This is a genomic window from Frigoribacterium sp. CFBP 8751, from assembly GCF_014841545.1.
GTDB lineage: Bacteria > Actinomycetota > Actinomycetes > Actinomycetales > Microbacteriaceae > Frigoribacterium.
This window is the reverse complement of sequence record NZ_JACYUB010000008.1, coordinates 1-23,968: the sequence shown is the minus strand read 5'-3', so window position 1 is coordinate 23,968 and position 23,968 is coordinate 1. Positions and strand designations below refer to the sequence as shown.

The window sequence follows — 23,968 nt, the reverse complement described above, 5'->3', positions numbered from 1 at the left end:
AAATTCGAGCGACCATTCGAATTTGTGTTAGCGTCGCTGACGCCACGGCCCCACGACGAAGTGAGATGAACATGAGCCCGATGTCCCGACGGCAGTTGCTCGGCCTGGGGGTGACCGCCGGCGCCACTGCCATGCTCGCCGGCTGCGCCACACCCGGGACGGCCTCGGTCAACACCCTGCCGACCATCCCCGCGGCCGACGGCCCGGTCAAGCTCCAGTACTGGGCCTGGCTCAAGGGCCTCGACCAGGTCACCGCGCTCTACAACGAGAGCCAGTCGCGAGTGCAGGTCGAGACCGTCTTCATCCCCGGCGGCAACGCGGGCGGCTACCAGAAGCTGTACTCGGCGCTCGCCGCGGGTGCCGGCCCCGACATCGCCCAGGTCGAGCTGCGCTCGCTGCCCGAGTTCCTGCTCGCCAACGGCGTCGTCGACCTCAAGCGCTACGGCGCCGACCAGTACGCCGACCTCTACGACCCCACGCTCTGGAACCAGGTCAGCTACACCGACGGCATCTACGCGATCCCGCAGGACAGCGGCCCGATGGGCATGTTCTACCAGCCCGCCGTCTTCGACACGGTCGGCGCCGCCGTCCCCACCACGTGGGACGAGTGGGCCGCGGTCGGCACCGAGCTGAAGGGGGCCGGCGTGCTGATGGACTCCTTCCCGCTCGCCGACGCCTCGCTCTTCGCCGCCTACGCCACCCAGGCCGGTGCGTCGTGGTTGCGCGCCGAGGACGACGGCTGGGTCATCGACATGACCGACGAGGCGACGCTCACCGTCGCCCGCTTCTTCGACAAGGCGATCGACGACGGCATCGTCACGACCGCCTACGGCGCCTACACGCCGGCCTGGTTCTCGGCCGCCAGCGCGGGCACCATCGCGTCGGTCGCGACCGGCTCGTGGGGCGACGCCCTGATCGAGGGCGTCAGCGGCGCCGAGGGCAAGTGGAAGTGCGCCCCGCTGCCCACCTGGCAGACCGGCTACGCCTCGAGCTTCCTCGGCGGCTCGACCGCCGCCATCCTCGCGAACAGCAAGCACCCCCGAGAGGCGCTCGACTTCGCCGTCTGGATGACCACGACCCCCGAGGGCATCAACGCCCTCATCGAGTTCTGCGGCATCGGTTGGTCGCCGGCGCGCGACGTCGTCGGCTCGCTGCGCGAGCAGCCCAGCCCGTTCTTCAGCGGTCAGAACTACAACCAGGAGGTCTTCGTGCCCGCCACGAAGGAGTCCTCGCAGAACCAGGACTGGAGCTGGTGGCCCATCACCCAGCAGTCCTTCAACATCTTGAGCGACGGCTTCCGGGGCAAGGCGTCGGGCGGCACGCTCGTCGACGCCGTGGCGCAGGCCGAGAAGGACATCATGGCCGTCTTCCAGAACAAGGGCCTCACCATCCGGAAGGCGAACGCATGAGCGCCGCGACCGACACGCGGCCCGAGGCCGTGACCGACTCGACCCGCGCCTCCTCGGGTCCCCGTCGCAGCAGCTCGAAGGGCGCCGTCAAGCGGGCGCCCTGGGTGCTGCTCGCGCCGTTCCTGGCGCTCTTCGCGCTGACCTTCGTGATCCCGATCGTCATCGCGGTGTTCTCGAGCTTCACGAAGGTCACCCGGAGCGGCCTGTTCGGCGAGGGCGGCGTGACCAGCGGGTTCGCCGGCTTCGACAACTACGCGCAGGTGCTCGGCGACCCCAACTTCGTCGCCTCGATCGGCCGCATGTTCCTGTTCGGCATCGTGCAGGTGCCGGTCATGCTGATCCTCTGCACGGTGCTCGCGCTGCTGCTCGAGTCGGCGTCGGCGAAGTGGCCGGGCGTGTTCCGTGCCGCGTACTTCCTGCCGTACGGCGTGCCCGGCGTCATCGCGACCATCCTCTGGTCGTTCCTGTACGTGCCCGGTCTCAGCCCGATCATCGACATCGGCGAGGTCTTCGGCGTCACCCCCGACTTCCTCGGGGCGAACACCGTGCTGTGGTCGATCGCGAACATCGTGACCTGGAGCTACACCGGCTACAACATGCTGATCATCATCGCCCAGCTGAAGTCGATCCCGGTCGAGCTGTACGAGGCCGCCAAGGTCGACGGTGCGTCGTCGTTGCGCGTCGCGTTCAGCATCCAGCTGCCGCTGATCCGTCCGGCCCTGCTGCTCACGGCCGTGTTCTCGATCATCGGCACCCTGCAGCTGTTCGCCGAGGCCCAGGTGCTGCAACGCGTCTCGCCGGCGATCGACAGCCAGTACACGCCCAACCTCAGCGCGTACACCACGGCCTTCGCCTACAACGACTACAACGTCGCGGCCGCCCAGTCGGTCCTGATCGCCCTCGTCGCGTTCGCGCTGTCGATCACGTTCCTCAGCATCACGAACAGGAAGCAGAAATGAGCCTCTCGACGAAGGGCGCCGAGCACGCCACCGAGACCGAGTCCATCGTGACGGCACAGGGTCGTGGCCGCGGTGCCGAGAAGCCCGCCCGGCGCCGTGCCCGCAGCGCGGGCCCCGACCGCACGGCCGGACGCTCGAAGGCGTCCACCATCATCGTCACGGCGATCCTGGTCGTCGTCGCGCTGTACTTCCTCGTGCCGGTCTACTGGGTCGTCGTCGCGGCGACCAAGACCACGCCCGACCTGTTCGGCACCTTCGGCTTCTGGTTCGCCCCGACGTTCTCGCTCTGGGACAACCTCGGCCAGGTGCTGACCTACGGCGACGGCATCTTCGTGCGCTGGGTGCTCAACTCGGTGCTCTACGCCGGCGTCGGAGCCCTGATCGCGACGTACTTCGCCGCGGCCGGCGGTTACGCGCTCGCCAAGTACGAGTTCCGCGGCCGCAACGTCGTCTTCGGCACGATCCTCGGCGGCGTGCTCGTGCCCGGCACCGCCACGGCCCTGCCCCTCTTCCTGCTGTTCAGCCAGATGGGCATCGCCAACACCTACTGGAGCGTGCTGCTGCCGTCGCTCGTGTCGCCGTTCGGCCTGTTCCTCTGCCGCATCTACGCGCAGGCCACGGTCGACACGTCGCTGATGGAGGCCGCCCGCCTCGACGGCGCCGGCGAGCTGCGCATCTTCCACACGCTGGGACTGCGCATCCTCACCCCGGCGCTCGTCACGGTGTTCCTGTTCCAGCTCGTGGGCATCTGGAACAACTACTTCCTGCCCCTGGTCATGCTGAGCGACGTCGACAAGTTCCCCGTCACGCTCGGCCTCAACAACTGGCTCAGCCAGACCGACCGCCTGCCCGAGTTCTACCAGCTGACGACCGGCGGCGTGCTGCTGTCGATCATCCCGCTGGTCATCGCCATGGTCGTCCTCCAGCGCTTCTGGCGCGGCGGCCTCACCGAAGGAAGCGTCAAGTGACCCACAGCACCACACCGTCCACCGTGTCCGCCGACTACCTCACCGACACCGGCCCCGGGCAGGGCGCCCGCACGCCGGCGCGCTCCTGGCTGCACACGGACGCCCCGACCCTCTCGCTCGACGGCACGTGGTCGTTCCGGCTGCTGCCCGGTGCCCCCGGCACGCTCGGCGGTCGCGGCGTCCTGCCCGAGGGCGAGCCCGTCGACGGCGTCGGCGCGGTCGACCTCGACGACTCGTCCTGGGGAGAGATCGAGGTGCCGTCGCACTGGGTCCTCGGCGGCGACGGCTCGCGCGGCGCCCCGATCTACACCAACGTGCAGTTCCCGTTCCCGACCGAGCCGCCCTTCGTGCCCGACGCGAACCCGACCGGCGACCACCGCCGGACGTTCGGGCTGCCGTCGTCCTTCGACGGCGCCGAGCGCGTGCTGCTGCGGTTCGACGGCGTCGAGTCTCGCTACGTGGTGTGGCTGAACGGCGTCGAGATCGGCATGGGCGTCGGCAGCCGCCTCGCCCAGGAGTTCGACGTCACCGACGCCCTGCACCCGGGCGAGAACGTCATCGCGGTGCGCGTGCACCAGTGGTCGGCGTCGAGCTACGTCGAAGATCAAGACCAGTGGTGGCTGCCCGGCATCTTCCGCAGCGTCACGCTGCAGGCCCGCCCGGTCGGCGGCCTCGACGACGTCTGGCTTCGGACGCCGTTCCACGGCACGGCCGGTCAGGGCGAAGGAGGCGCGGCGATCGTCCCCGAGATCACCGCCGGCGAGGCCGCCTACCCGGTCACCCTCTCGGTGCCCGAGCTCGGCGTCGAGGTCACCTGGGCCACACCGGCCGACGTCGCGCCCGTCGCGCTCGACGCGGTCGAGCCGTGGTCCGCCGAGACCCCGCGGCTCTACGACGCGACCGTCTCGAGCGCGGGCGGCGCCGAGACCGTCTCGCTGCGCCTCGGCTTCCGCACGGTCCGCATCGTGGGCGACCAGTTCGAGGTCAACGGCCGCCGCGTCGTGTTCCACGGCGTCAACCGCCACGAGACCCACCCCGACCGTGGCCGCGTCTTCGACGAGGAGTGGTCGCGCCGCGACCTCGCCCAGATGAAGCGGTTCAACGTGAACGCGATCCGCACGTCGCACTACCCGCCGCACCCGCGCCTCCTCGACCTCGCCGACGAGCTGGGCTTCTGGGTCGTCCTCGAGTGCGACCTCGAGACCCACGCCTTCGAACGCCAGGAGTGGATCGGCAACCCCAGCGACGACCCGGACTGGCACGACGCCTACGTCGACCGCATGGTGCGCACCGTCGAGCGCGACAAGAACCACCCGAGCATCGTCCTCTGGTCGCTCGGCAACGAGGCGGGCACGGGCCACAACCTCGCGGCCATGGCGGCGTGGACCCACGCCCGGGACGGCGGCCGTCCCGTGCACTACGAGGGCGACTACACGGGCGCCTACACCGACGTCTACTCGCGCATGTACTCGTGGATCGACGAGACGCGCGCCATCGGCTCGGGCGACGAGTCCGTCCCGCTGCTGGGCTGCACGCCGGCCGAGGCCGCGCGTCAGCGCTCGAAGCCGTTCCTGCTCTGCGAGTACGTCCACGCGATGGGCAACGGCCCCGGCGCGATCGACGAGTACGAGGACCTGGTCGACGCCTACCCGCGCCTGCACGGCGGCTTCGTCTGGGAGTGGCGCGACCACGGTCTGCGCACGCACACGGCCGACGGCGTCGAGTACTTCGGTTACGGCGGCGACTTCGGCGAGGTCGTCCACGACGGCAACTTCGTCATGGACGGCATGGTGCTGAGCGACGACACCCCGTCGCCCGGCCTGTACGAGTGGGCCCAGGTCGTGGCCCCGATCCGCCTGCGCTTCGAGACGCCCACCGTCGACGGACGGCCGGTGCTCGTCGTGTCGAACCTCCGGCACTCGGCCGACGCCTCCGACGTGGTCTTCCGCTGGGTCGTCTCGCACGACGGCGAGGAGGCGCGCTCGGGCACCCTCGACGTGGTCGGCCTCGAGGGCGGCGCCCTGGCCGCCCACGAGACGGTGTTCGTCTCACTGCCCGAGGTGCCCGTGTCGGGCACCGGCGAGACCTGGCTCACGGTCACGGTCGAGCTCGCCGACGCCACCGTGTGGGCGGATGCGGGTCACGTGATCTCGACCCAGCAGCTCGACCTCACGCCGACACCGGTGCAGGTCGCGACACCCCGCCCCGCGGTCGTGCGCGACTCGCGCGACCGCACGGCCCGCGCCTCCTCGGGGCGGATCGAGCTCGGCCCGGCCGTGTTCGACGACGGGCGACTGGTCTCGCTGGCCGGACGCCCGGTCGACGGTGCCCGCCTCGAGCTGTGGCGTGCACCGACCGACAACGACCGCGGCGAGTGGTTGACGCCGAAGGACCGCGACCGCGACGTGATGCGCAACCGCCACCGCGTCGACCTGTACGAGGTCGGCGTGCTGCCGAGCTCGCAGGACACCTGGCTGCTCGCCGGGCTCGACCGGCTGACCGCGCGCGTCGAGTCGGTGAGCGTCACGCCGGACTCGGTCCGGGTGCGCACCCGCTACGCCGCGGCCGACACACGCAACGCCGTGACGACCGACGAGCAGTGGCAGCTCGTCGGTGACGACCTCTGGCTGTCGGTCGACATCGTCCCCACGGGGTGGTGGGACATGGTCTGGCCCCGCGTCGGCGTGCGCTTCGACCTGCCGGGCGACGTCGACCACGCCTCGTGGTTCGGCACCGGGCCGCGCGAGTCGTACCCCGACAGCCGCCACTCGGCGTTCGTCGGACGCTACGAGTCGGGCATCGACGACCTGTCGGCCGGGTACGCCCGCCCGCAAGAGACCGGGCACCGCAGCGACCTGCGCACGCTCGACCTCGGCCCCGCCGGTCAGCCGTGGCTGCGCGTCGAGGCGGTGCCGAGCGCCACGGGTGAACGTCCCGGCTTCACGATGACCCGCCACACGGCCCAGGAGATCGGCGTGGCCGAGCACCCGCACGAGCTGCCCGCGAGTGACCGCACCCACCTGTACCTCGACGCCGCCCAGCACGGCGTCGGGTCGCGGGCGTGCGGGCCGGACGTCGCGTCGCGGCACGTGCTGCGCCCGGGTGCTCACCAGCTGCGCCTGAAGTTCCGCGCCCTGTAGGCGGCTGCCCCCGCCGAGAACGGGCGGGTCCGTGTCGGGCGGGCGTCTCAGGACGCCCGTGCAGGACGGACCCGCCCGTCCTGCGTGCGGCCGTGTCGTGCGTGCGGCCACGTCGGCGTGCGGCCGCGTCGTGCGTGCCGTCCGGGCGCCGCCCTCAGCCGGCCCGGCGGGTGGCGCGGACGACCACGTCGGCGACGTGCCAGACGTCTCCGTCGGGGCCCGTCATGTCACGCGGCCGCACCTCGGCGACCTCGACCCGCCACGCGTCGGGGGAGAGCCTGCCGACCACCTCGTCGACGGTGAACAGCATGCCCGGATCGCCGTGCCTCCCGGCGCCGCCCGGCAGGGCGTCGACGTCGTGGCCGACGATCAGCAGGGTGCCGCCCGGTGCCACGCCGTCGGCCAGTGCCGGGAACAGCCGCTCGCGGTCGGTGGGCGGCAGGTGCATGAAGTGCGCCGTGACCAGATCGAAGGAGGTGCGGGTCGGGCTCCACCCCGTCAGATCCGCCTGCTGCCAGGTGAGGCGGGCCGGGTCGACGTCCTCCCGCTCGCGAGCGAGGGCGGCCGCCTTGTCGAGGGCGTTCTGCGAGATGTCGACGCCGGTGACCTGCCAGCCCCGCGCGGCGAGCCAGAGGGCGTCGCCGCCTTCTCCGCTGCCGACGTCGAGCGCCCGGCCGGGGGTCAGGGCCGCGACCTCGGCGACGAGGGCGGCGTTGGGGCGCCCGCTCCAGGCGCGGCCGGGCTGCCCGTAGCGGTCCTCCCAGTAGGCGCGGTCGAAGACGGGGTGGGCGTGCCCGTGTCGCTCCTGCTCCCGGTGGTCCTGGTGCTGCTGCCCTCGCTCCGCCTCGCTCATGCGTCGATCCTCTCTCCGGTGCGCAGGGTGGCGACGGCCGCCGCGACCTCCTCCGTGACCAGGTCCATGTTGATCGCCGCGCCGGCCATCGTGCCCGCCGCGGCCGCCGCGACGACCTGGGCCATCGGCTCGGTGACGTTGCCCGCGAGCCAGACCCCCGGCACGGCCGATCGGCCGGTGAGCGGCTCGATCGTGGCCAGGTGGGTGCCGACGCCGGCGGGGTGCTCGGTCGCCTCGAGTCCGAGGTCGACGAGGAAGTCCGCCCGCGAGCGCACCCGGGCCATGACGGCCAGGGCGCCGACGTCGACCGTGCGACCGTCGTCGAGCGTCACGCCGGTGAGGACGTCGTCCTCGACCCGCAGGCGCGCGACCGGGCCGTCGACCACCGTGACCCCACGGGCCCGCAGTTGCTCGGCCTGCTCGTCGTCGGGCGTGAACGAGTCGTTCGTGAACAGCACGATGTCGCGGCTCCACTGCCCGAAGAGCAGGGCCTGGTGCATCGCGAACGGGCTCGTGGCCAGCACGCCGATCACGCGGTCCTGCACCTCCCAGCCGTGGCAGTACGGGCAGTGCACGGCGTCGCGGCCCCAGCGCTCGGCGAGGCCGTCGACGGCGGGCAGCTCGTCGACGAGCCCTGAAGTGACGAGGAGGCGGCGGGCACGCACCTCGGACGCGTCACCACCCGGGGTGGTGACGGTCACGACGAAGGGCGCGGCGGGGTCGTCGTCGCGGCGGACGCCGGTCACGGTGCCCGACGTGATCGCGCCTCCGTACGCCCCGACCTCGGTGCGGCCGAGGCGGGTGAGCTCGCGCGGGGCGACGCCGTCGCGGGTGAGGAACGCGTGGACGCCCTCGGCGGGGGCGTTGCGGGGCCGGTCGTCGTCGACGACGAGCACGTCTCGGCGGGCGCGGGCCAGCGAGAGCCCCCCGCTGAGTCCGGCGGCGCCGCCGCCGATCACGACGACGTCGTGGACGGTGTCGAGCGGGTGGGTGTTCTGGTTCATGGTGTGACCTCCTGACCCGATCCTGCGACGTCGAGCGTCAGTCTGGCAATCTGCGTTGCCGGAATGGCAAGATGACGGACATGAGCCATCCGACGAACACCCCCGGTGCCGACACCGCGAGCACCGACGACGTCCTCGCCGCGGTCGGCCCGCGCCTCCGTGCCCTGCGCGCGCGGCGGGGCGTGACCCTCGCCGAGCTGGGGGAGCGCACCGGCATCTCGGTCAGCACCCTGTCCCGGCTCGAGTCCGGGCTCCGGCGGCCGACCCTCGAACAGCTGTTGCCGCTCGCCCGCGAGCACGGGGTGCCGCTCGACGACCTGGTCGGGGCGCCCGAGACCGGTGACCCCCGCGTGCACCTCAAGCCGCGGCAGCAGCACGGCATGACGGTCGTGCCGCTCTCGCGCGGCGGCGGCGCGATCCAGGCCTTCAAGATGGTCATTCCCGCGGACTCGCCTCGGAGCGAACCCGTGCTCCGCACCCACGAGGGCTACGACTGGCTGTACGTGCTGCGGGGACGCGTCCGGCTCGTGCTGGGCGACCTCGACCTCGTCCTGCCGGCCGGCGAGGCGGCCGAGTTCGACACGCGCACGCCGCACTGGTTCGGTCGCGCCGACGACCGGGCCGTCGAGGTGCTCAGCCTGTTCGGCCGCCAGGGCGAGCGGCTGCACCTGCGCACCGCGCCCGCCTCGCCCGGGACCGACTGACGTCACCGGTGCCGGTGCCGGTGCCGGTGCCGTTCCCGGGCGGGTTCGCCGGAGCAGGGCGTCCCCGACGGCCCGGGTCCGCCGAACACGCCCGCCGGTCGGATGACGGCGCCCGGTTCGCCCGGCTCGTGAGGTGTGCCGAACCCGACTCCCGAGCCGCCGCGGGGCGTGCCGAACCCGACTCCCGAGCCGCCGCGGGGCGTGCCGAACCCGACTCCCCAGCCGCCGCGGGGCGTGCCGAACCCGACAACGGGCGGCGCCGACGACGCTTCCGACCGGAGATGAGTGGCGTGTCGGCCGTCGGGTGTCGCGAAGTGCACAGCGGGGGGGCGCCCGCCTCGCCCGGGTGAGGCGTCCCGGGGTGTCGGTGGCGCCTCCTAGGCTCGGGGCAGGCGTCCAGGCCGCGTCCCGACAGAAGGAGTCCGCGTGTACCTCGACGACGACCGGGTGGTCACCAGCCCGTCCGACCTGACGACCTGGGCCGCGTGCGAGTGGTCGTTCCTCCGACGGCTCGACGCGAAGCTCGGCCGGGTCGACGCCGTCGCCGACGCGTCCGACGACATGCTCGACCGCACGGCCCGGCTCGGCGACGCCCACGAGCTGCGGTACCTCGAGGCGCTGCGGGCGACCCGCGACGTCGTCGAGTTCGAGCGGCCGGCGCCCTCGGGCTACGCGGCGGCCGCCGAGGAGGCACGGCTCGCCATGGCCTCCGGGGCCGACGTGCTGTTCCAGGCGACGTTCTTCGACGGATCGTTCATCGGCTTCAGCGACTTCGTGGTGCGCACCGACGACGGCACCTACGAGGTCTACGACACCAAGCTCGCCCGCCACGCGAAGATCCCCGCCCTGCTGCAGGTGGCCGCCTACACCGACCAGATCTGTGCGCTCGGGCTGCCCTCGGCCGACACCGTGCGTCTGGTGCTCGGCGACGGCAGCGAGAGCGTGCACGACGTCGCCGACGTGTTGCCGGTCTACCGCGTCCAGCGCGACCGGCTGCGGGCCGCCCTCGCCGAGCGGCTGGCCGCCGACGGGCCGCTCGCCTGGGGCGACCCGGGCGTCACGGCCTGCGGGCGCTGCGCGGCCTGCCAGGCCCAGGTCGACGAGCACCGCGACCTCGTGCTCGTCTCAGGCCTGCGCGGCGAGCAACGTCAGCGGCTGCACCTGGCCGGGGTCGCCACGATCGACGAGCTCGCCGGGTCGGACGGGCCCGTCGCCGGCATCGGGGCGACGGCTCTCGCCCGGCTGCGGGGGCAGGCCCGGGTGCAGCTCGCCACCGAGCGCGACCACACCGGTGTGCCCGCGGTCGAGGTCGTCGACGCCGACGCCCTGCGGACGATCCCTCGGCCCGACGCCGGAGACGTCTTCTTCGACTTCGAGGGCGACCCGCTCTACACCGAGGGCGACGGGCGGGCCTGGGGCCTCGACTACCTCTTCGGGCTGGTCGAGGCCGACGGCACCTTCCGGGCCTTCTGGGCGCACGACTTCGCGGGCGAGCGGCAGGCGCTGATCGACTTCCTCGACTACCTCGCCGAGCGCCGCCGACGCTTCCCCGACCTGCACGTGTACCACTACGCCTCGTACGAGCGCAGCCACCTGCTCTCGCTCGCGGCGCGCCACGGCGTCGGCGAGGACGCGGTCGACGACCTCCTCCGCGACGGCCTGCTCGTCGACCTCTACCCGGTCGTGCGGCAGGCGTTGCTGGTCGGCTCGCACAGCTACTCGCTCAAGAAGCTCGAGCCGCTCTACATGGGCGACGACCTGCGACAGAGCGACGTCAAGACGGCCACCGCCAGCATCACGATGTACGTCGACGCCATCGCCGAACGCACCACGGGCGACGCGGCGCGGGGTGACCTGATGCTCGACGAGGTCCGCGACTACAACGAGTACGACTGCCGGTCGACCCTGCGGCTGCGCGACTGGTTGCTCGAGCTGGCCGACCGGCACGGCACCCGGGGCGACGACCCCGAGGGCCCGACCGCGCCCGACCCGCTCGAACTCGCCCGCGTGCCCCGCGAGCCGAACCCGGTCGCCGTGGGCCTCGCGGCGCACGTGGCCGACGTCGACCCGCTCGACCGCACCCCCGACCAGACCGCGATCGCCCTCGCGGCGTCGGCCATCGACTACCACCGCCGCGAGGCCAAGACGTTCTGGCAAGAGCACTTCGACCGCCTCCGCAACCCGGTCGACGACTGGGCCGACACCCGCGACGTGTTCGTCGTCGAGACGGCCTCGGTCGAGCGCGAGTGGCAGAAGCTGCCCCGGGCCCGCAAGCTCAGCCGCGAGGTGCGGCTGCGCGGTCGCCTCGCGCCCGGTAGCCGCCTCACCGAAGGAGGCGCGCCCTACGCGGTCTACGACGCCCCCGTCCCGCCCGGGGTCGCCTCGCTCGGCCCCGGACTGCGTGGTGCCGTCGGGTCGACGGTGGTCGAGGCCGGCCCGAACGGCGACCGGCACGAGGTCGTGTTGCTCGAGCGCGTCACCGGCGACGACGACCGGCACGACGTGTTCCCGGTCGCGCTGACGCCCGCCGCGCCTCCCCGGGCCACCCCGCAGCCCGAGGCGATCGCCGAATGGGGTGGGCACGTGCTCGACGCCCTGCCCGAGATGCTGCCCGACCCGGCGTTCGACCTGCTGCGGCGGCAGCCACCGCGTCGGCGGTCGGGCGGCGGGCCCGCACCCGTGGTCGGCAACGACACCGTCTCGGCCGTCGTCGAGACCCTGCTCGATCTGGACCGGTCGTACCTCGCCGTCCAGGGCCCTCCCGGCACGGGCAAGACCTACGTCGGTTCGCGAGTCATCGCCCGGCTGGTGCGTGAGCACGGCTGGCGCGTCGGCGTCGTGGGGCAGTCGCACGCCGTGGTCGAGAACGTGTTGCGTGCGGCGATCACGGCCGGGATCGATCCCGAGCGGGTGGGCAAGGTCCCGAAGTCGGGCACGACCGCCGAACAGGCCGACGAGCAGCCCTGGCGCACCCTGAAGTCCGGCGGCGAGGCCGCGTTCCTCGCCGAGGCCGACGGTGGGGCGGGCGGTGCCGGGGTCGACGGCGGCGGGCAGGCCGTGGGGGCCGTGTTCGGGGCCACCGCCTGGGGATTCGCCAACGCCGACAAGGTGGCCCGCGCCTCCCTCGACCTGCTGGTCGTCGACGAGGCCGGGCAGTTCTCGCTCGCCTCGACCGTGGCGGCCTCGGTCGCCGCGACGCGATTGCTGCTGCTCGGCGACCCGCAGCAGCTACCTCAGGTCAGCCAGGGCAGCCACCCCGAGCCGGTCGACGAGTCGGCCCTGGGCTGGCTGGCCGACGGCCACGACGTGCTGCCGGCCGAGTACGGCTACTTCCTCGCCACGACCTGGCGCATGCATCCGGCCTTGTGCGCCCCGGTCAGCGAGCTGTCCTACGGCGGGGCCCTGACCGCCCATGCGTCCGACCGCCGACTCGACGGCGTGAGGCCCGGGCTCCACGTCGAACCGGTGACGCACGTCGGCAACACGACCTCGTCGGTCGAGGAGGCCCGGGCGGTCGTCGAGATCGTGCGGTCGGTCGTCGGGCTCGACTGGTCGGACGCCGATGGAACCCGACCCCTGACCGCGGCCGACGTCATCGTCGTCGCGCCGTACAACGCCCACGGGGCCGTGCTGCGCGAGCACCTCGATGCGGCCGGCTTCGACGAGACGCCCGTCGGCACGGTCGACCTGTTCCAGGGTCAAGAGGCCGTCGTGGCCGTCGTCTCGCTGGCGGCGTCGAGTGCCGCCGACATCCCGCGCGGGCTGGACTTCCTGCTGATGCCGAACCGGTTGAACGTGGCCTTGTCGCGGGCGAAGTGGGCGGCGTTCCTGGTGCACTCCCCGCTGCTCGCGACGGGGTTGCCCACCTCGATCGCGGGGCTCGGGCTGCTGAGCGGATTCTTGCGGCTGACCGGGCAGGGCCAACCGGCCGTCGAGGGCTGAGCCGGTCCGTGCGGTCGAGCTAGCGGTCGAGCTAGCGGACGGGGCGCCGCGTCAACACCTCGGCGCCGTCCTCGGTGATGGCGATCGTGTGCTCGCTGTGGGCCGTGCGGCAGCCCGTCGCGCTGCGCAGCGTCCACCCGTCGGCGTCCGTGACGAGCTCGTCGGTGTCGGTCATCACCCACGGTTCGAGCGCGAGCAACAACCCGGGCCGCAGCCGGTAGCCCCGCCCCGGGCGCCCGGTGTTCGACACGTGCGGGTCCTGGTGCATGGTCGAGCCGATGCCGTGGCCGCCGAACTCGACGTTGATCGGGTAGCCCGCGTCCGACAGCACCGAGCCGATCGCGTGCGACAGGTCGCCGATGCGCGCCCCGGGCCCGGCCGCCGCGATGCCGGCCTCGAGCGCCCGCTCGGTCGTCTCGATCAGGCGGACGCTCTCGGCCGGACGGGAGTCGCCCACGACGAAGCTCACGGCCGAGTCGGCGGCCACCCCGTCGAGCACGACGGCGAGGTCGAGCGTCAGCAGGTCGCCGTCGACGAGTCGTCGGTCGTGCGGCAGCCCGTGCAGCACCGCGTCGTTCACGGCCGTGCAGACGTAGTGGCCGAACGGGCCTCGGCCGAAGGACGGTGCGTAGTCGACGTAGCACGAGACCGCCCCGGCCTCGTCGATCATCGTCTTGGTCCACGAGTCGACGTCGAGCAGGTTCGTGCCCACCGTCACCCGGTCGCGCAGCGTCTGCAGGATGGTGCCGACGAGTGCGCCGGTCGCCCGGGCCCGCTCGATCTCGGAGGGGTTCAAGATCTCGATCATGGGTGTCCTGCCGTTCGCGTGCCGAAGATCATCCCGGTAAAGGTATCCCACTCGGGCCTCCGGCGCACTACGCTCGGGGCATGGTCCGTCTGCCGCTCACGCCCGCCGAGATCGAACGCGGTCGCCGCCTCGGGGTGCTGCTGAGGCGGGCCCGTGGCTCCCGGCCGATGCTGCAGGTCGCCCTGGACGCCGGGCTGTCGCCCGAGACCCTGCGCAAGATCGAGACCGGTCGAGTCGCGACGCCGGCCTTCTCGACCATCGCCGCGATCGCCGCCGTCGTCGGCGTCTCGCTCGACGACGTCTGGGCCGAGATCACGCGCGACGGGGCCCAGGGAGCGGCGGACGCACCGTCCGTCGTCGACGCGGCCCGCGCCTCCTGACCCCGTCGAGGTGTCGCTCACGTGTCGGGGCGACAGGCACGTCGTGACGCCTCGGTCACCCGAGGAGGCGCGGTGTCAGCCCTGCGGACGCGCCAGCGACCCGAGGTCGAGCCGGGTCGACACCTCGTGCCAGACGGCCTCGGCGAGTTCGTCGGTCGACCGGTCGGCGTCGACCGTGACGACGACCTCGTCGGCCCGCTCGATGGCCTCGGCGTAGCGTTCGCTGGCTGCCCGGAGCCGCTCGTCGACCTCGAACCGGTCGGTCGTCGTGCGTCCGCTCGCGAGGCGCTCGAGGGCGACCTCGGGCGAGACGTCGAGGTAGATCGTCAGGTCGGGAAGCATCAGGTCGGTGCTGATGGAGTTCGACGAGGCGATCCACTCGCTGCCCACGTCGGACGCCTGGTAGGCCTGTGACGACAGGTGGTACCGGTCGCAGAGGACGGTCGTGCCCCGCTCGACGATGCCGAGCATGCCGTCGTGGGCGTTGGTGATGTGGTCGAGGCGGTCGGCGACGAAGAGCGACGCGATGACGCGGTCGTCGAGGTCGACCCGGCGGTTGAAGCCGTTGCGGATCAACGTGCCGACGGGGCCGTTGGTCGGCTCGGCCGTCTGGTGCACGGGCACCCCGGCGTCCTGGAGGCGGGCGGCGAGCAGGCGTGCCTGCGTCGACTTGCCCGACCCGTCGATGCCCTCGAACACGATGAACGCCCCACGGGCTGCCTGTTCCGTCACCCGACGAGCCTACCGAGCGCCGGACCGGCCGAGGCGACGGCCGCGTCGCACGACGAGGTCGTGCTGCGGTTCGGTGCGTCCGCCCGACGGGCGACACCCCAGGAGGCGCGGTGAGGTCCCCGATCCCGCCCTCGACGTCTCCGGTCAGCACACGGTGGTGAACGATGCAGGGTGCGCGGTGACCGGTGATCGGTGCGGGGCTGAGTAGTGACGACGTGAGTCGTGGCGCTGCCCTCCGCGCCTGCAGGGTGACCGGGATGACCGCCGGTCTCGGTTCGTGCTCGCCCCGGTGACGTCTACCGACTCACCGCGCAGGTCAGTTCTGCAGCTCGGCCTCCCAGTTGGTCTTCTGGATCTCGACGTCGAGCTCGCGGAGGTCCTTGGCGACGGCGTCGGCACGGTCCCGCAGCTCGGCGACCGGAAGGGCCGAGAACATCCGCAGCTCGCTGCGCAGCTGGCGGTAGCCGCCGGAGGCGCCGCGGGCCGCGTCGGAGGCGTTCGCGAGCAGGGCGTGGGTGGCGCGCAGGGTCTCGCGGCGGGCCAGGGCGGCGGTCATCGTGCTGCCGTCGGCGAGGGTCGTGCGCGCGTTGGTGAGGTTGATGCGCACGACGAGCGACTCGAGGGCGGCGAGGGTGTCGACCGCCTGGCGCAGCAGCTCGGCGGCGTCCTCGGTGGGCTCTTCGCCCTCCTGGTAGCGGGCGTTCGCGGTGACGCGATCACGCAGCTGGTCGACCCGGCGCTGGGCGTCGGACCGTTGCAGGAGGGCTTCGGCGAGCTTCATGGTGAGAAATCCTACGCAGGTCGGATGCGCCGCGCGTCGTCCGTGTCGCCGGCGCCCGGTCGCCGGTCGTTCATCGGACACCTGCTTGGGCCCGTTTTATCCGACTGGGATCAAGTGGCGCCTGGCCTGCGGATTCGCGTATGCCTGTCCCGCAAAAATGCCCGGTGACGGGGGTATGAACGCTACAGTCGTCGGATGCTCATCGGATACGCCCGCGTCTCGACCTCGGGACAGGATCTCGCAGCACAGCGTGACGGTCTCGCAGCGCTCGGTGTTGACGATCAACACGTGCATGTTGACCACGGCCTCTCGGGCACGACTCGAGCCCGCCCGGGCCTCCGCGAAGCACTCGCTGCGTGCCGTGCCGGCGACGTCCTGGTCGTCACGAAGCTCGATCGTCTGGCCCGGTCACTGCGCGACGCGACCGACATCGCGGACGAGCTGACGAAGCAGGGCGTCGCCCTGAACATCGGGGGAGCGGTCTACGACCCCACCGACCCCGTCGGCCGGCTCCTCTTCGATGTCCTCGGCATGGTGGCCGAGTTCGAGGCCGACCTCATCCGTGCCCGCACCCGCGAGGGCATGGCGATCGCCAAGGCCGCCGGCAAGCTCCGAGGCCGCAAGCCCAAGCTCACCGCCTCGCAGGAGAAGCACCTCGTGCAGCTGCACCGCACGGGCGCCCACACTACGAGCGAGATCGCCGAGATCTTCGGTGTCGCCCGGTCGACTGTCTATCGCGCGATCCAGAGGGCTAGTCAGTAGCTACGAACCCCAGGGTCCGCCCAGGAAGACCACGGAAGTTGTCGAATGGGAGTTCGGGCTCGAAAATGTCTGGCATGCCATCCATTTACGAGTTTGCCCACTTTTCAGATGCAGATTGGTGGAATTTCTGGATTGGGCTCGCAACGGCCGTGGGGACAGTCGGGGCAGTCGTGGTGGCAGTCGTTGACAGCGTGAGGTCGGACAGGCGGGCCGCTAAGGCTGCGCGGCGGGCGGACAACGCTGAAGCCGTTCAGCTCGCTCAGGATCGACTGTTGATGCGTCAGGCGCGGGGCAAAGACGCCGCACGGGTTGCGCGCATTGATGCGGATATCGCGAAGAACGCCGGATGGCTCACGGTTGCTGAAAACTATGAGGATGAACCTAGGGTCTTGCAGTTAAGGGCAACTCTTGCGGAGTTGAAGGCCGAACGCGAGGAGCTCGTCGGTGACGATGAGCCGTAAAGATCGGATGCAAGTCGCCGCCGTGAATCTAGCGTTTACTCAGCCGCGTGCCTCCGGGGGCCACTGACATCCAACGCTTTTGGCTCCAAACTAATGGCCGGTCCAAGGCAGATCAGGTGTCAAGGAAGTCCCATTCGCTGCCCAATACCCAGCGCAGTGCGCTCATCTTCCCGTGCAGCATTCCGAGCTCGAAGTCCGTGTACGGACCGAGTTGCCCTGGCTTGGTGTAAACCGCCTCGACGCGCGCACGGCCGGGGGCCGCCATGAGCTGGTGGCGTTCAAGCTCTTCTGCGTCGGACTCTCGTTCGGCACGGCAGTCGTGTTGAAGAGAGCGGTGGTACCAGATGCGGTCGAATATCTCTGATTCTGCTGCCATGATCTCATCCAGCCGGCGCGGTTCTTCTTGGAAGTCGGTCTCCTCGAAGAGCTCCTCGATGTCCTCTTTGCAGTGTTCACGCAGGACTGTATCCAGGCCCTCGACCCCGAGGGCGTATCGGCTACCGGTCCCATCGAACAAGTTCGCGATGTCGTCGTGCGGCTCTCGCCTGTCGCCATTGGAACGGGAGAAATCGGTGTGGTTGGTGGTCACAAAGGCGTGGGGATGCTTTGCGAGGTCCGCCCTCTCTCTGACGGTCCGATACAGCTCGAGAATCACGGCGTCGGCGACACTGTTCTTTCCGCTGTAGAACGGCGCCGCTTTTTGCAAGCCGCGTTCGACAACGCGATGTACTTCGGCGTCCGAATGCTGGATCAGCTCGCCGACGACAAGAAGCTCACGGATCTCCTCGAAGTTCCGGGTCGTCATCGCGCCAACTAGCGGGAGGTGCCGGCTCAGGTCTTCGATGACCTCAACGGCGTGAGCATCATCGTCGCTGCCATAGGTCACGAGATCCTGGCGAATCTGCTTGAACCGAGACGCGATGCTCGCCGTCATGGACGCCTGCACGCGGGCCTCGTTACGGTCGACTTCATCAATGACCACGGGAGGGACGAGCAGCTTCACTTGTTGCTGGTGGATGAGCGCCCGCAGGGCGACGATCCATCGCTGCCCGTCCCGGCGCTGCGCAAGATCGAGCCACGAGGACGTGTCGACGAGAAGGTGCAGCACGAGGCCAGCCTACGGAGAGGGCGAAGAGGTGCGTGTCGATGTGATGACGAAATGGGCTTTCGTCGGTCAAAGGTCAAAGGCGTCTCTTCCGCTTGTTTAGGAGGCCGTCATGCCGTTTGCCTCGATCTGTCCTCACGCGTTCTCGTCCCCATAGTCGATCGGTCACTGGATGCAAGTCCCAGCATGGCTAAATCTTGCGCTCAGACGAACCACGATCGACGAATGTCGGTGGCAGATGTGAGAATCAGTCCACTACCGCTCCCCGACGAGAGGACTCACATGACGAAGGCAAATTTGTCGCAGCTTTTAGACGACATCCAGGTCGACGTCGCCGAGGAATTGGCTACGACGCCCGAAGTTGTCGTCAAGGGCCCCGAGTCGTTCGACGTCGCGAAACTCGCGATTGAGAAGCGCGAGTGGCATCAGCTTGAAGACGTGGTCGCCGTTGTCGTGGACCTCAAGGGCTCCTCCCGGTTAGGGACGGGGAAGCACGCATCCTCTACCGCGAGCATCTACGAGGCATCGACCGACAACGCGGTGAGGGTACTCAAGCACTTCGGTGCGGACTTCATCCAAATCCAGGGCGATGGCGCCTTCGGCCTTTTCTGGGGCGAAGGCCGCTACGAGCAGGCCGTCTGTGCGGGTATCACGGTCAAGACGTTCAGCATCGGCCTGTCCGAAAAAATTCTTGAGAAATGGCCCGAGGCGCCGGAGACCGGTTACAAAGTCGGGATCGCAAGCGGGCGAGTGTTGGCCAAGCGGATCGGCACCCCTCGCAATCCCAGCGAGCAAGAGCCAATCTGGTCCGGAAAGCCTGTGAACTATGCGGCAAAGGCGGCTCAGACCGCCGAACTCGGAGAACTGATAGTTTCCGCCGACGTCTGGGCGAGCATCGAGGACAATGACTACCTGACTACGACTTGCGCCCATGAGCCGGGAACGAAGCCCGGGGTGCTGTGGCAAAACAAGACAATCGACAACGTCCCTGAGGGCGACGACAGTCGTTACGGTCGCGTCCTCACGTCATCATGGTGCCCGAACTGTGGGGAAGCGTTCTGCGACGCCATTCTGACCGGCGAAACAGCGAGGACGGAGTCGCAGGAGGCGCGCGAGGAATCTATGCGATCGGCGCGAGCGGGCAACCTCCGTAAGGTGACGGCCAAGAAGACAGCCTCTGCGCGGAACCGGCGCGCCGGGCTGACAAATCGATGAGCAGGAAGAAGTCAGAACGGCTGGAATCGGCCGCATGGCTACAGCTCGAGTTGGTGAACAGCTGGATCAGGCATAGCGATGCAAAAATGACCGCCCTGCTCGCTCTTATCGGCATCGCTGGCGGCGGCGTGTATGCCGTGGCTCAAGGCAATTGCGGTCGTCCTGCGATCCTGATCTCAGCCGCTGCTGCTGGAGCCTTCCTCGCTGGTGCGGCCCTATTCGTCTTCCTTGGACTCCTACCCAGACGTCGATTCGTCGCGTCCGACCGCTCCGAAGTGGTGTTCTACCGCGCAATTGCGTCGCTCTACGCAACTGCGGATGACTATGCGGCAGCTTTCGCTAACGCGGTCCGCCACGAGACGCTTAGCGCAAACCTCCTCCGCCAAACACGAATCAACGCCGGTATCGCCGACCGCAAGTTCGTCATGACGTCCTGGTCGATGGTCATGCTCATTCTTGGCCTGGCAGCACTGGCTACGTGCGCGTCTATAAGGGTGTTCGCATAGTCGAGTGCAGCCGCATGCGGGTCGCTAGACGTAGAAAGAAGCGCAGACCAGCAAGTATGTGTACACATCCCTGCAAGCGATGAAGCTGGCGGATTAGCTGTGTCGGCGTCCGATAGCCGATCGGCTGACGGACGGATGAGTGCTTCGGCACGGTAGGCCGAGCGCGGGTCCGTTGGACACGCTGCAAGTACCGATTCGGCCGCGCAGGTCGCGAGTCAGCGGCCTAGGAATCTTCTGAGGAACGACTTGCCCGCCTGCCCTTCGGCGGGAGCTACGGACCGCGTCTGTTCCGCCGCCGGGACGGGGGGTTTGTGTTGTCTCGGCGGCTGCGGTTCCGAGCGAATGTTCCACTGAGCCGGGTCGTGCCCGTCAGGCACGACGTAGCCACCACAGTCGACGACGTCGCCGTCGTCGTCGTCGATGGTTACGGTCTGCACGTGCAGGACGCCATTGTCGAAGTCGTAGGGGTTTCGGGCATTAGCGGGGAGGTTCGCGACCTGGTCTCGCATGCTCTTGAACCAGGAGAGCCGGCCGATGACGCCAGCGTCGGAGGATGCCCACCAGTGTTTACTGCCGTCCCAGTCGACGCGGAGCTAGTCTCCAATGCGGACGCCGCTGATGAGCGGGGTGACGGCCTGCCTGTGCAGGCTGGAAAGCTTCGGGGTGCCGCGGGCAGCGAGGTCTCGTGAATACGGTCCAGCGATGCCGAACATTCGGTCGCCGTTCTTGTGGAGGCTGCCCACCTGTGGGTGTCCGGCGGCGGCAGCTGGTGCGCTCATCAGCAGAAGTCGCAGACGTTCGTCAGCGGCATCAGTCCGCCGCAGTTCGGACACTGTTGCTGTTCGAGGCGACGTCGGCTGGTGCTGCTGCCGTCGCGTGCGCTGTTCTCTGGCATCCACACACCCCACAACGGAGCACGCTCGTGGCTGGCCCAATATTCGAGCCCAGGACCGCCGACTACAACTGCTTCATCTCGGTTGGTGAATCCGTTGACCCAACCGGACGCAATGCGCAGCGGCGGTTTCCCATCAGCGCGGTCTGCTCGGACGTAGGACCCAGCGAGAGTAAAAGCGGCAATGGGGATGCCCTCGAGGATGCGGGACACCGTCGGGCGGTTCGCGACGGGGGTCCGGCGCAGCAAGTCCTGCACGGTCATCGGCTCATCGCTGTCCTTCATGGTCGCTCCCTACTGAAACGGCGGTCCGTCGGTCCCCGTCGTCAGCAGCATCCTGCCATGAGCGTCCTTCGCCCCTCGAAGACCGCCATGTCCGACATGGGCTCATACCGAGACTTCGAGCACGAGCGCCTGGACGCCCTGGTCGTGCACCAGGCGACAACGTATGCCGCGAGGCATCTAGACGAGTTGATTCGGCGCCCGGTAGGGGATCGGCTACCGACACTCATCGCCCGCAGACCTAGCGGGCTTCAGGACGCAGCCTCGATCTACGGCGTCCAACGAGCTCGGACGACTCCGTCTGGGTCCGGCAGGACCGCGGTCACCAAGGGGTGATGCTCGTCCACTGTGACCGGCATGACCATTGCGGCACGGACGCCGGTCAGCGCGGCCTTCACCTCGCGCCGCCGGAAGAGGTGGCGGTCTGTGAGTACCCCGTCTTGACCCTGTGACACGACGTGTGCGAATCCATCCCGAAGCGCTCGGCGGAGATCCTTGCGGACGGCGCGCAAGTCGGTCGACGGAGCAGGCCAGATCAGAAGCCGCGCCCGCGGCGTCAGACCCGCACGGACCTGTTCGATGCGGTCCAGGGTCAGATGGTGCCAGCGGGAGGCATTCTGGACGAAGGTCTCCTCGAGCATGAGCGGACCACGCGATATGACGAGCGCCCTCACCTCATCCCAGAACGTGCTGTCCGCTGCCCTGGCGGGCGGGTCGTCGGATTGCCACAGGTAGGGAGACTCGTCGATGCGCTCGGCGAACAGCCCCGATGACTCGATACACGAGAGCGCACGGTCGGGCGGTGCGCTGCTCGCGAGATAAAGGTACTGGTCGTAGCCGACGTGGGCGGTGAAACGGCCCTCCACCTCGAGACAGCACCAGGCGCCGTGGTCGCGGAGCATCCCCCGGAGCAACTCGCGTGCGACGTCCAGCGAGACGGCGGCGCCGTCGTGGTAACCGGACAGATCTTCCGGGAACAGCCCTCGAAGGCCGTGCCCGTCGATGTTCGGCTCTAGTCCGAAGTTGAAGAAGGCTGCGACGGCGGGCTCGCGGAGGAGGACGTGATCGACGCCTGCGTCCTCGGCGAAGGCGGTGAACGCCGCGAGATACGCCGTCTCGACCTGGCCGTGGTCGCTCACCGAGTCCTCGCTGCCGGTGTATGCCCCGTTCTCGTCCCGATCCGCCGGGTCGTACTTCGTGACGCGGTACGTGTGCGGCAACGGCTCGGCGCTCCGGGTCTCTAGGCCAGTGTCGGTCACAGCAGAGGGGCAGAGGACGCGTCGAGGGGCTGCACAGACTGATCGTAGAGCCAGGAAGCACCCCGACCACGTGGGACACCATGCCCGTGGTGCAGCTGGCGGGTCAGGCCGCGCCGACGCTGTGGGCGTCCCAATAGGCGATCGTTCACCGGGGGCCGAGCCGACGTGAAGTCCTGCTCTCCACGCGGAGGTTTCCTCAATTGCCCTCGCCGTCTCGATCGGAGGATCGGCATACTGAGGTCGTGCCGATCCCGCCCCATCACGAAGCCATATTCCGGCGGCTAACCGACGCGGCCAGGAAGGCCTTCGGGAAAGACCACGTCTCCTTGACCCTGCTCGATCCCGACACAGATCGCGTGCCGTCTCTGGAAGTCCCCGGCCTGTCATTCATCGGCGAACAATGGATCGTCGTCACATTCGCTGGCGGCCGACGACTAGAACTCGAGTGGAACGAACCCGGTGTCGACCGAGCATTCAGTCTGCTCGAACGACGGCAGCGGAGGATGACCATCGACAAGACCGCCCCAGAGGGCCCGGCAGGCTGGATCGAGGCGCTCGTCGGCACTTACGGCCGGGTGACGGTCCACGCTCCGGTCGCTGAGTTCGACCTGGAGGTACGGGTGGTTCCCGATCGGAGTTCCGCTTTGCCATTCCATGTTCACGTGCGGTATGACGGCAATGTTGTGGTCGAGGGCTCGCAGCTTCGCTGGTGGACGTTCGGCGCCGGGCGCAGCGACGATGAAGGCATGGCAGCAGCGAAGGATCTGATCGAACAGGTCGTGCTCTACGGCGGCAGCATCAGACGCACATGGCGAGGCGTCACCCTGCTCGACGAACACGGTGACCACTTCTCAGGGCCGATTCCGGGGCCGAGGCTGCCATTCCGGCCCCAACGTCTCCACTTCCGCGCCTACAGCTAGTCTCATCCCGCCCCCACAGAACGGAACAACGTGCAATTCAGATGTTCCGCATTTTCGACGGCCGCCCGATAGGCGATCGGGAACCGAGACGCTTGGCCAAGGCGCGGGGCAAGAGCACACTGAGGCGGTGATCTACTACATCGCGCCTCTAGTGCTCGGGGCATCGTTCGTGGGGCTTGTCTTGTTCTCCGAGCAGAGCAGCGGGCTCGCCGACGCAAGTAGCCCGTGGCGGAGCGCCCGATAGACGATGGGCCACAGGGCGCGGCTCGCCTCGGGGGCGTCGTGACGGCTGAAGCGGGCCAGCTAGTTCGATAGTCACGACCATCCCGTCGACGAGGCACATCCGCGGCTCGGCTTCGGTAGATGATTACGCGTGGCGTGATGGGCGCAGGGTCAGCTCCGCTTGGATGCTTGAGACCTGCCCGTTGAACGGGTGCGGAGAGAGGTGCTGGGGGCATGTGGAAATGGCGTGTGTCAGGTGGCTGCGTCGTCGTTCTGGGGATCGCCACGCTGGTGGTGGGCCTTTGGCTTACGGATACTTGGCTCTCAGGTGATCTCGTAACCACCGGCCGAGGTCACCCACTCTTTGTCGTCACGACTGGTGGGCTGTTCGCGTGGTTAGGTGTCGGTCTTTTCACTCACCCGACGCGGGCAGCAGCACGGCTGACTCGTGGCGATGAAATCATGGCTCGAGCTCGACGAGCTCATGCAACGGCACAGCAGGACGCGGCTCGACGCGCGCGGCGGAGGTCTCGCTCAACTCGCTGGCCATTCAGGTGGTTCCTTCGCCATTGAGGCGTGCTGCCCGGCCAGGGATCGGCTGCCGGGCGGGGCGTCCTTGCGGCCGAGCACCAGGCAGAGGCGGCGGATGCCGCAACGTTCATTC

General features: G+C 69.4%; 21 protein-coding genes. 13 read left to right on the top strand and 8 right to left on the bottom strand.

The features are described 5' to 3' along the window. Window positions 1–71 precede the first annotated feature (71 nt). From IFT88_RS15710 to IFT88_RS15695, 4 genes are read left to right on the top strand one after another with little or no spacing between them, the layout of a single operon-like run. Window positions 72–1,409 (top strand): ABC transporter substrate-binding protein, encoded by a 1,338-nt coding sequence (locus IFT88_RS15710; protein WP_192121698.1) that lies wholly within the window; start codon window positions 72–74, stop codon window positions 1,407–1,409. Beyond that, window positions 1,406–2,368, top strand: a complete 963-nt coding sequence (locus IFT88_RS15705) for a carbohydrate ABC transporter permease (protein ID WP_054146539.1) — start codon at window positions 1,406–1,408, stop codon at window positions 2,366–2,368. The genes IFT88_RS15710 and IFT88_RS15705 overlap by 4 nt, the downstream gene beginning before the upstream one ends. After that, window positions 2,365–3,336 carry a carbohydrate ABC transporter permease gene (locus IFT88_RS15700; RefSeq protein WP_082383434.1) on the top strand — a complete coding sequence of 324 codons (972 nt, stop codon included), beginning with the start codon at window positions 2,365–2,367 and terminating at the stop codon, window positions 3,334–3,336. Before IFT88_RS15705 ends, IFT88_RS15700 begins: the two co-directional genes overlap by 4 nt. Further along, window positions 3,333–6,476, top strand: coding sequence for a glycoside hydrolase family 2 TIM barrel-domain containing protein (locus IFT88_RS15695; protein ID WP_192121695.1), 3,144 nt, complete (start codon window positions 3,333–3,335; stop codon window positions 6,474–6,476). The genes IFT88_RS15700 and IFT88_RS15695 overlap by 4 nt, the downstream gene beginning before the upstream one ends. A 154-nt stretch (window positions 6,477–6,630) precedes the next feature. Here the strand turns inward: IFT88_RS15695 and IFT88_RS15690 are convergent, their stop codons facing one another. Both IFT88_RS15690 and IFT88_RS15685 read right to left on the bottom strand, forming a co-directional pair. Continuing rightward, entirely contained in the window at window positions 6,631–7,329 is a 699-nt protein-coding gene (locus IFT88_RS15690; RefSeq protein WP_192121693.1) for a class I SAM-dependent methyltransferase, read from the bottom strand. After that, window positions 7,326–8,333, bottom strand: coding sequence for an NAD(P)/FAD-dependent oxidoreductase (locus tag IFT88_RS15685; protein ID WP_192121691.1), 1,008 nt, complete (start codon window positions 8,331–8,333; stop codon window positions 7,326–7,328). The genes IFT88_RS15690 and IFT88_RS15685 overlap by 4 nt, the downstream gene beginning before the upstream one ends. Window positions 8,334–8,413: 80 nt before the next feature. Between IFT88_RS15685 and IFT88_RS15680 the strand changes: the two genes are divergently transcribed. Both IFT88_RS15680 and IFT88_RS15675 read left to right on the top strand, forming a co-directional pair. Continuing rightward, window positions 8,414–9,037 (top strand): helix-turn-helix domain-containing protein, encoded by a 624-nt coding sequence (locus IFT88_RS15680; RefSeq protein ID WP_043595034.1) that lies wholly within the window; start codon window positions 8,414–8,416, stop codon window positions 9,035–9,037. 426 nt (window positions 9,038–9,463) lie between these two features. Continuing rightward, on the top strand, window positions 9,464–12,979 hold the full coding sequence (locus IFT88_RS15675) for a TM0106 family RecB-like putative nuclease (protein ID WP_192121689.1): 3,516 nt from the start codon (window positions 9,464–9,466) through the stop codon (window positions 12,977–12,979). Between the two features lie 31 nt (window positions 12,980–13,010). Here the strand turns inward: IFT88_RS15675 and map are convergent, their stop codons facing one another. Next, window positions 13,011–13,787, bottom strand: a complete 777-nt coding sequence (map, locus tag IFT88_RS15670; protein ID WP_043594844.1) for a type I methionyl aminopeptidase — start codon at window positions 13,785–13,787, stop codon at window positions 13,011–13,013. 80 nt (window positions 13,788–13,867) lie between these two features. Between map and IFT88_RS15665 the strand changes: the two genes are divergently transcribed. Then, window positions 13,868–14,167: a helix-turn-helix transcriptional regulator gene (locus tag IFT88_RS15665; RefSeq protein ID WP_192121687.1), complete on the top strand. Its 300-nt coding sequence runs from the start codon at window positions 13,868–13,870 to the stop codon at window positions 14,165–14,167. A gap of 75 nt (window positions 14,168–14,242) precedes the next feature. Here IFT88_RS15665 and tmk read toward each other — a convergent pair whose 3' ends face one another. Continuing rightward, window positions 14,243–14,899, bottom strand: a complete 657-nt coding sequence (tmk, locus tag IFT88_RS15660; protein WP_192121685.1) for a dTMP kinase — start codon at window positions 14,897–14,899, stop codon at window positions 14,243–14,245. 316 nt (window positions 14,900–15,215) lie between these two features. Next, the gene (locus tag IFT88_RS15655; RefSeq protein WP_043594847.1) at window positions 15,216–15,680 is read right to left on the bottom strand and encodes a DIP1984 family protein; all 465 of its coding nucleotides are present in this window, start codon (window positions 15,678–15,680) and stop codon (window positions 15,216–15,218) included. 195 nt (window positions 15,681–15,875) lie between these two features. On the opposite strand from IFT88_RS15655, the gene IFT88_RS15650 reads away from it, so the two are divergent. Then, window positions 15,876–16,442, top strand: coding sequence for a recombinase family protein (locus IFT88_RS15650; RefSeq protein ID WP_192121683.1), 567 nt, complete (start codon window positions 15,876–15,878; stop codon window positions 16,440–16,442). Window positions 16,443–16,516: 74 nt separating this feature from the next. Beyond that, on the top strand, window positions 16,517–16,903 hold the full coding sequence (locus IFT88_RS15645) for a hypothetical protein (RefSeq protein WP_192121681.1): 387 nt from the start codon (window positions 16,517–16,519) through the stop codon (window positions 16,901–16,903). Between the two features lie 112 nt (window positions 16,904–17,015). On the opposite strand, the gene IFT88_RS15640 is transcribed toward IFT88_RS15645, so the two are convergent. Beyond that, a complete protein-coding gene (locus IFT88_RS15640) occupies window positions 17,016–18,011 on the bottom strand; it encodes a PIN domain-containing protein (RefSeq protein ID WP_192121679.1) in 996 nt (331 codons plus the stop codon). A 279-nt stretch (window positions 18,012–18,290) separates the two neighbouring features. Between IFT88_RS15640 and IFT88_RS15635 the strand changes: the two genes are divergently transcribed. From IFT88_RS15635 to IFT88_RS15625, 3 genes are all read left to right on the top strand, one after another. Continuing rightward, window positions 18,291–19,223, top strand: coding sequence for a hypothetical protein (locus IFT88_RS15635; protein ID WP_192121677.1), 933 nt, complete (start codon window positions 18,291–18,293; stop codon window positions 19,221–19,223). Further along, the gene (locus tag IFT88_RS15630; RefSeq protein WP_192121675.1) at window positions 19,220–19,729 is read left to right on the top strand and encodes a Pycsar system effector family protein; all 510 of its coding nucleotides are present in this window, start codon (window positions 19,220–19,222) and stop codon (window positions 19,727–19,729) included. Before IFT88_RS15635 ends, IFT88_RS15630 begins: the two co-directional genes overlap by 4 nt. A gap of 362 nt (window positions 19,730–20,091) precedes the next feature. Next, window positions 20,092–20,418, top strand: a complete 327-nt coding sequence (locus IFT88_RS15625) for a hypothetical protein (protein ID WP_192121673.1) — start codon at window positions 20,092–20,094, stop codon at window positions 20,416–20,418. A gap of 89 nt (window positions 20,419–20,507) precedes the next feature. On the opposite strand, the gene IFT88_RS15620 is transcribed toward IFT88_RS15625, so the two are convergent. Together IFT88_RS15620 and IFT88_RS15615 are read right to left on the bottom strand one after the other, a co-directional pair. After that, window positions 20,508–20,906 (bottom strand): hypothetical protein, encoded by a 399-nt coding sequence (locus IFT88_RS15620; RefSeq protein ID WP_192121671.1) that lies wholly within the window; start codon window positions 20,904–20,906, stop codon window positions 20,508–20,510. 266 nt (window positions 20,907–21,172) lie between these two features. Beyond that, entirely contained in the window at window positions 21,173–22,162 is a 990-nt protein-coding gene (locus IFT88_RS15615; RefSeq protein WP_199859332.1) for a hypothetical protein, read from the bottom strand. Between the two features lie 242 nt (window positions 22,163–22,404). Between IFT88_RS15615 and IFT88_RS15610 the strand changes: the two genes are divergently transcribed. Next, window positions 22,405–23,082 (top strand): hypothetical protein, encoded by a 678-nt coding sequence (locus tag IFT88_RS15610; protein WP_192121669.1) that lies wholly within the window; start codon window positions 22,405–22,407, stop codon window positions 23,080–23,082. The last annotated feature ends 886 nt before the right edge of the window (window positions 23,083–23,968 follow it).

What these genes read in the sequence shown, in the direction of transcription:
- IFT88_RS15690 (WP_192121693.1), bottom strand. Translation starts at nt 7,329, where the DNA reads ATGAGCGAGGCGGAGCGAGGGCAGCAGCACCAGGACCACCGGGAGCAG.
- IFT88_RS15620 (WP_192121671.1), bottom strand. Translation starts at nt 20,906, where the DNA reads ATGAAGGACAGCGATGAGCCGATGACCGTGCAGGACTTGCTGCGCCGG.
- IFT88_RS15650 (WP_192121683.1), top strand. Translation starts at nt 15,876, where the DNA reads ATGCTCATCGGATACGCCCGCGTCTCGACCTCGGGACAGGATCTCGCA.
- IFT88_RS15630 (WP_192121675.1), top strand. Translation starts at nt 19,220, where the DNA reads ATGAGCAGGAAGAAGTCAGAACGGCTGGAATCGGCCGCATGGCTACAG.
- IFT88_RS15700 (WP_082383434.1), top strand. Translation starts at nt 2,365, where the DNA reads ATGAGCCTCTCGACGAAGGGCGCCGAGCACGCCACCGAGACCGAGTCC.
- IFT88_RS15705 (WP_054146539.1), top strand. Translation starts at nt 1,406, where the DNA reads ATGAGCGCCGCGACCGACACGCGGCCCGAGGCCGTGACCGACTCGACC.
- IFT88_RS15680 (WP_043595034.1), top strand. Translation starts at nt 8,414, where the DNA reads ATGAGCCATCCGACGAACACCCCCGGTGCCGACACCGCGAGCACCGAC.
- IFT88_RS15635 (WP_192121677.1), top strand. Translation starts at nt 18,291, where the DNA reads ATGACGAAGGCAAATTTGTCGCAGCTTTTAGACGACATCCAGGTCGAC.
- IFT88_RS15665 (WP_192121687.1), top strand. Translation starts at nt 13,868, where the DNA reads ATGGTCCGTCTGCCGCTCACGCCCGCCGAGATCGAACGCGGTCGCCGC.
- IFT88_RS15645 (WP_192121681.1), top strand. Translation starts at nt 16,517, where the DNA reads ATGCCATCCATTTACGAGTTTGCCCACTTTTCAGATGCAGATTGGTGG.
- map (WP_043594844.1), bottom strand. Translation starts at nt 13,787, where the DNA reads ATGATCGAGATCTTGAACCCCTCCGAGATCGAGCGGGCCCGGGCGACC.
- IFT88_RS15685 (WP_192121691.1), bottom strand. Translation starts at nt 8,333, where the DNA reads ATGAACCAGAACACCCACCCGCTCGACACCGTCCACGACGTCGTCGTG.
- IFT88_RS15710 (WP_192121698.1), top strand. Translation starts at nt 72, where the DNA reads ATGAGCCCGATGTCCCGACGGCAGTTGCTCGGCCTGGGGGTGACCGCC.
- IFT88_RS15655 (WP_043594847.1), bottom strand. Translation starts at nt 15,680, where the DNA reads ATGAAGCTCGCCGAAGCCCTCCTGCAACGGTCCGACGCCCAGCGCCGG.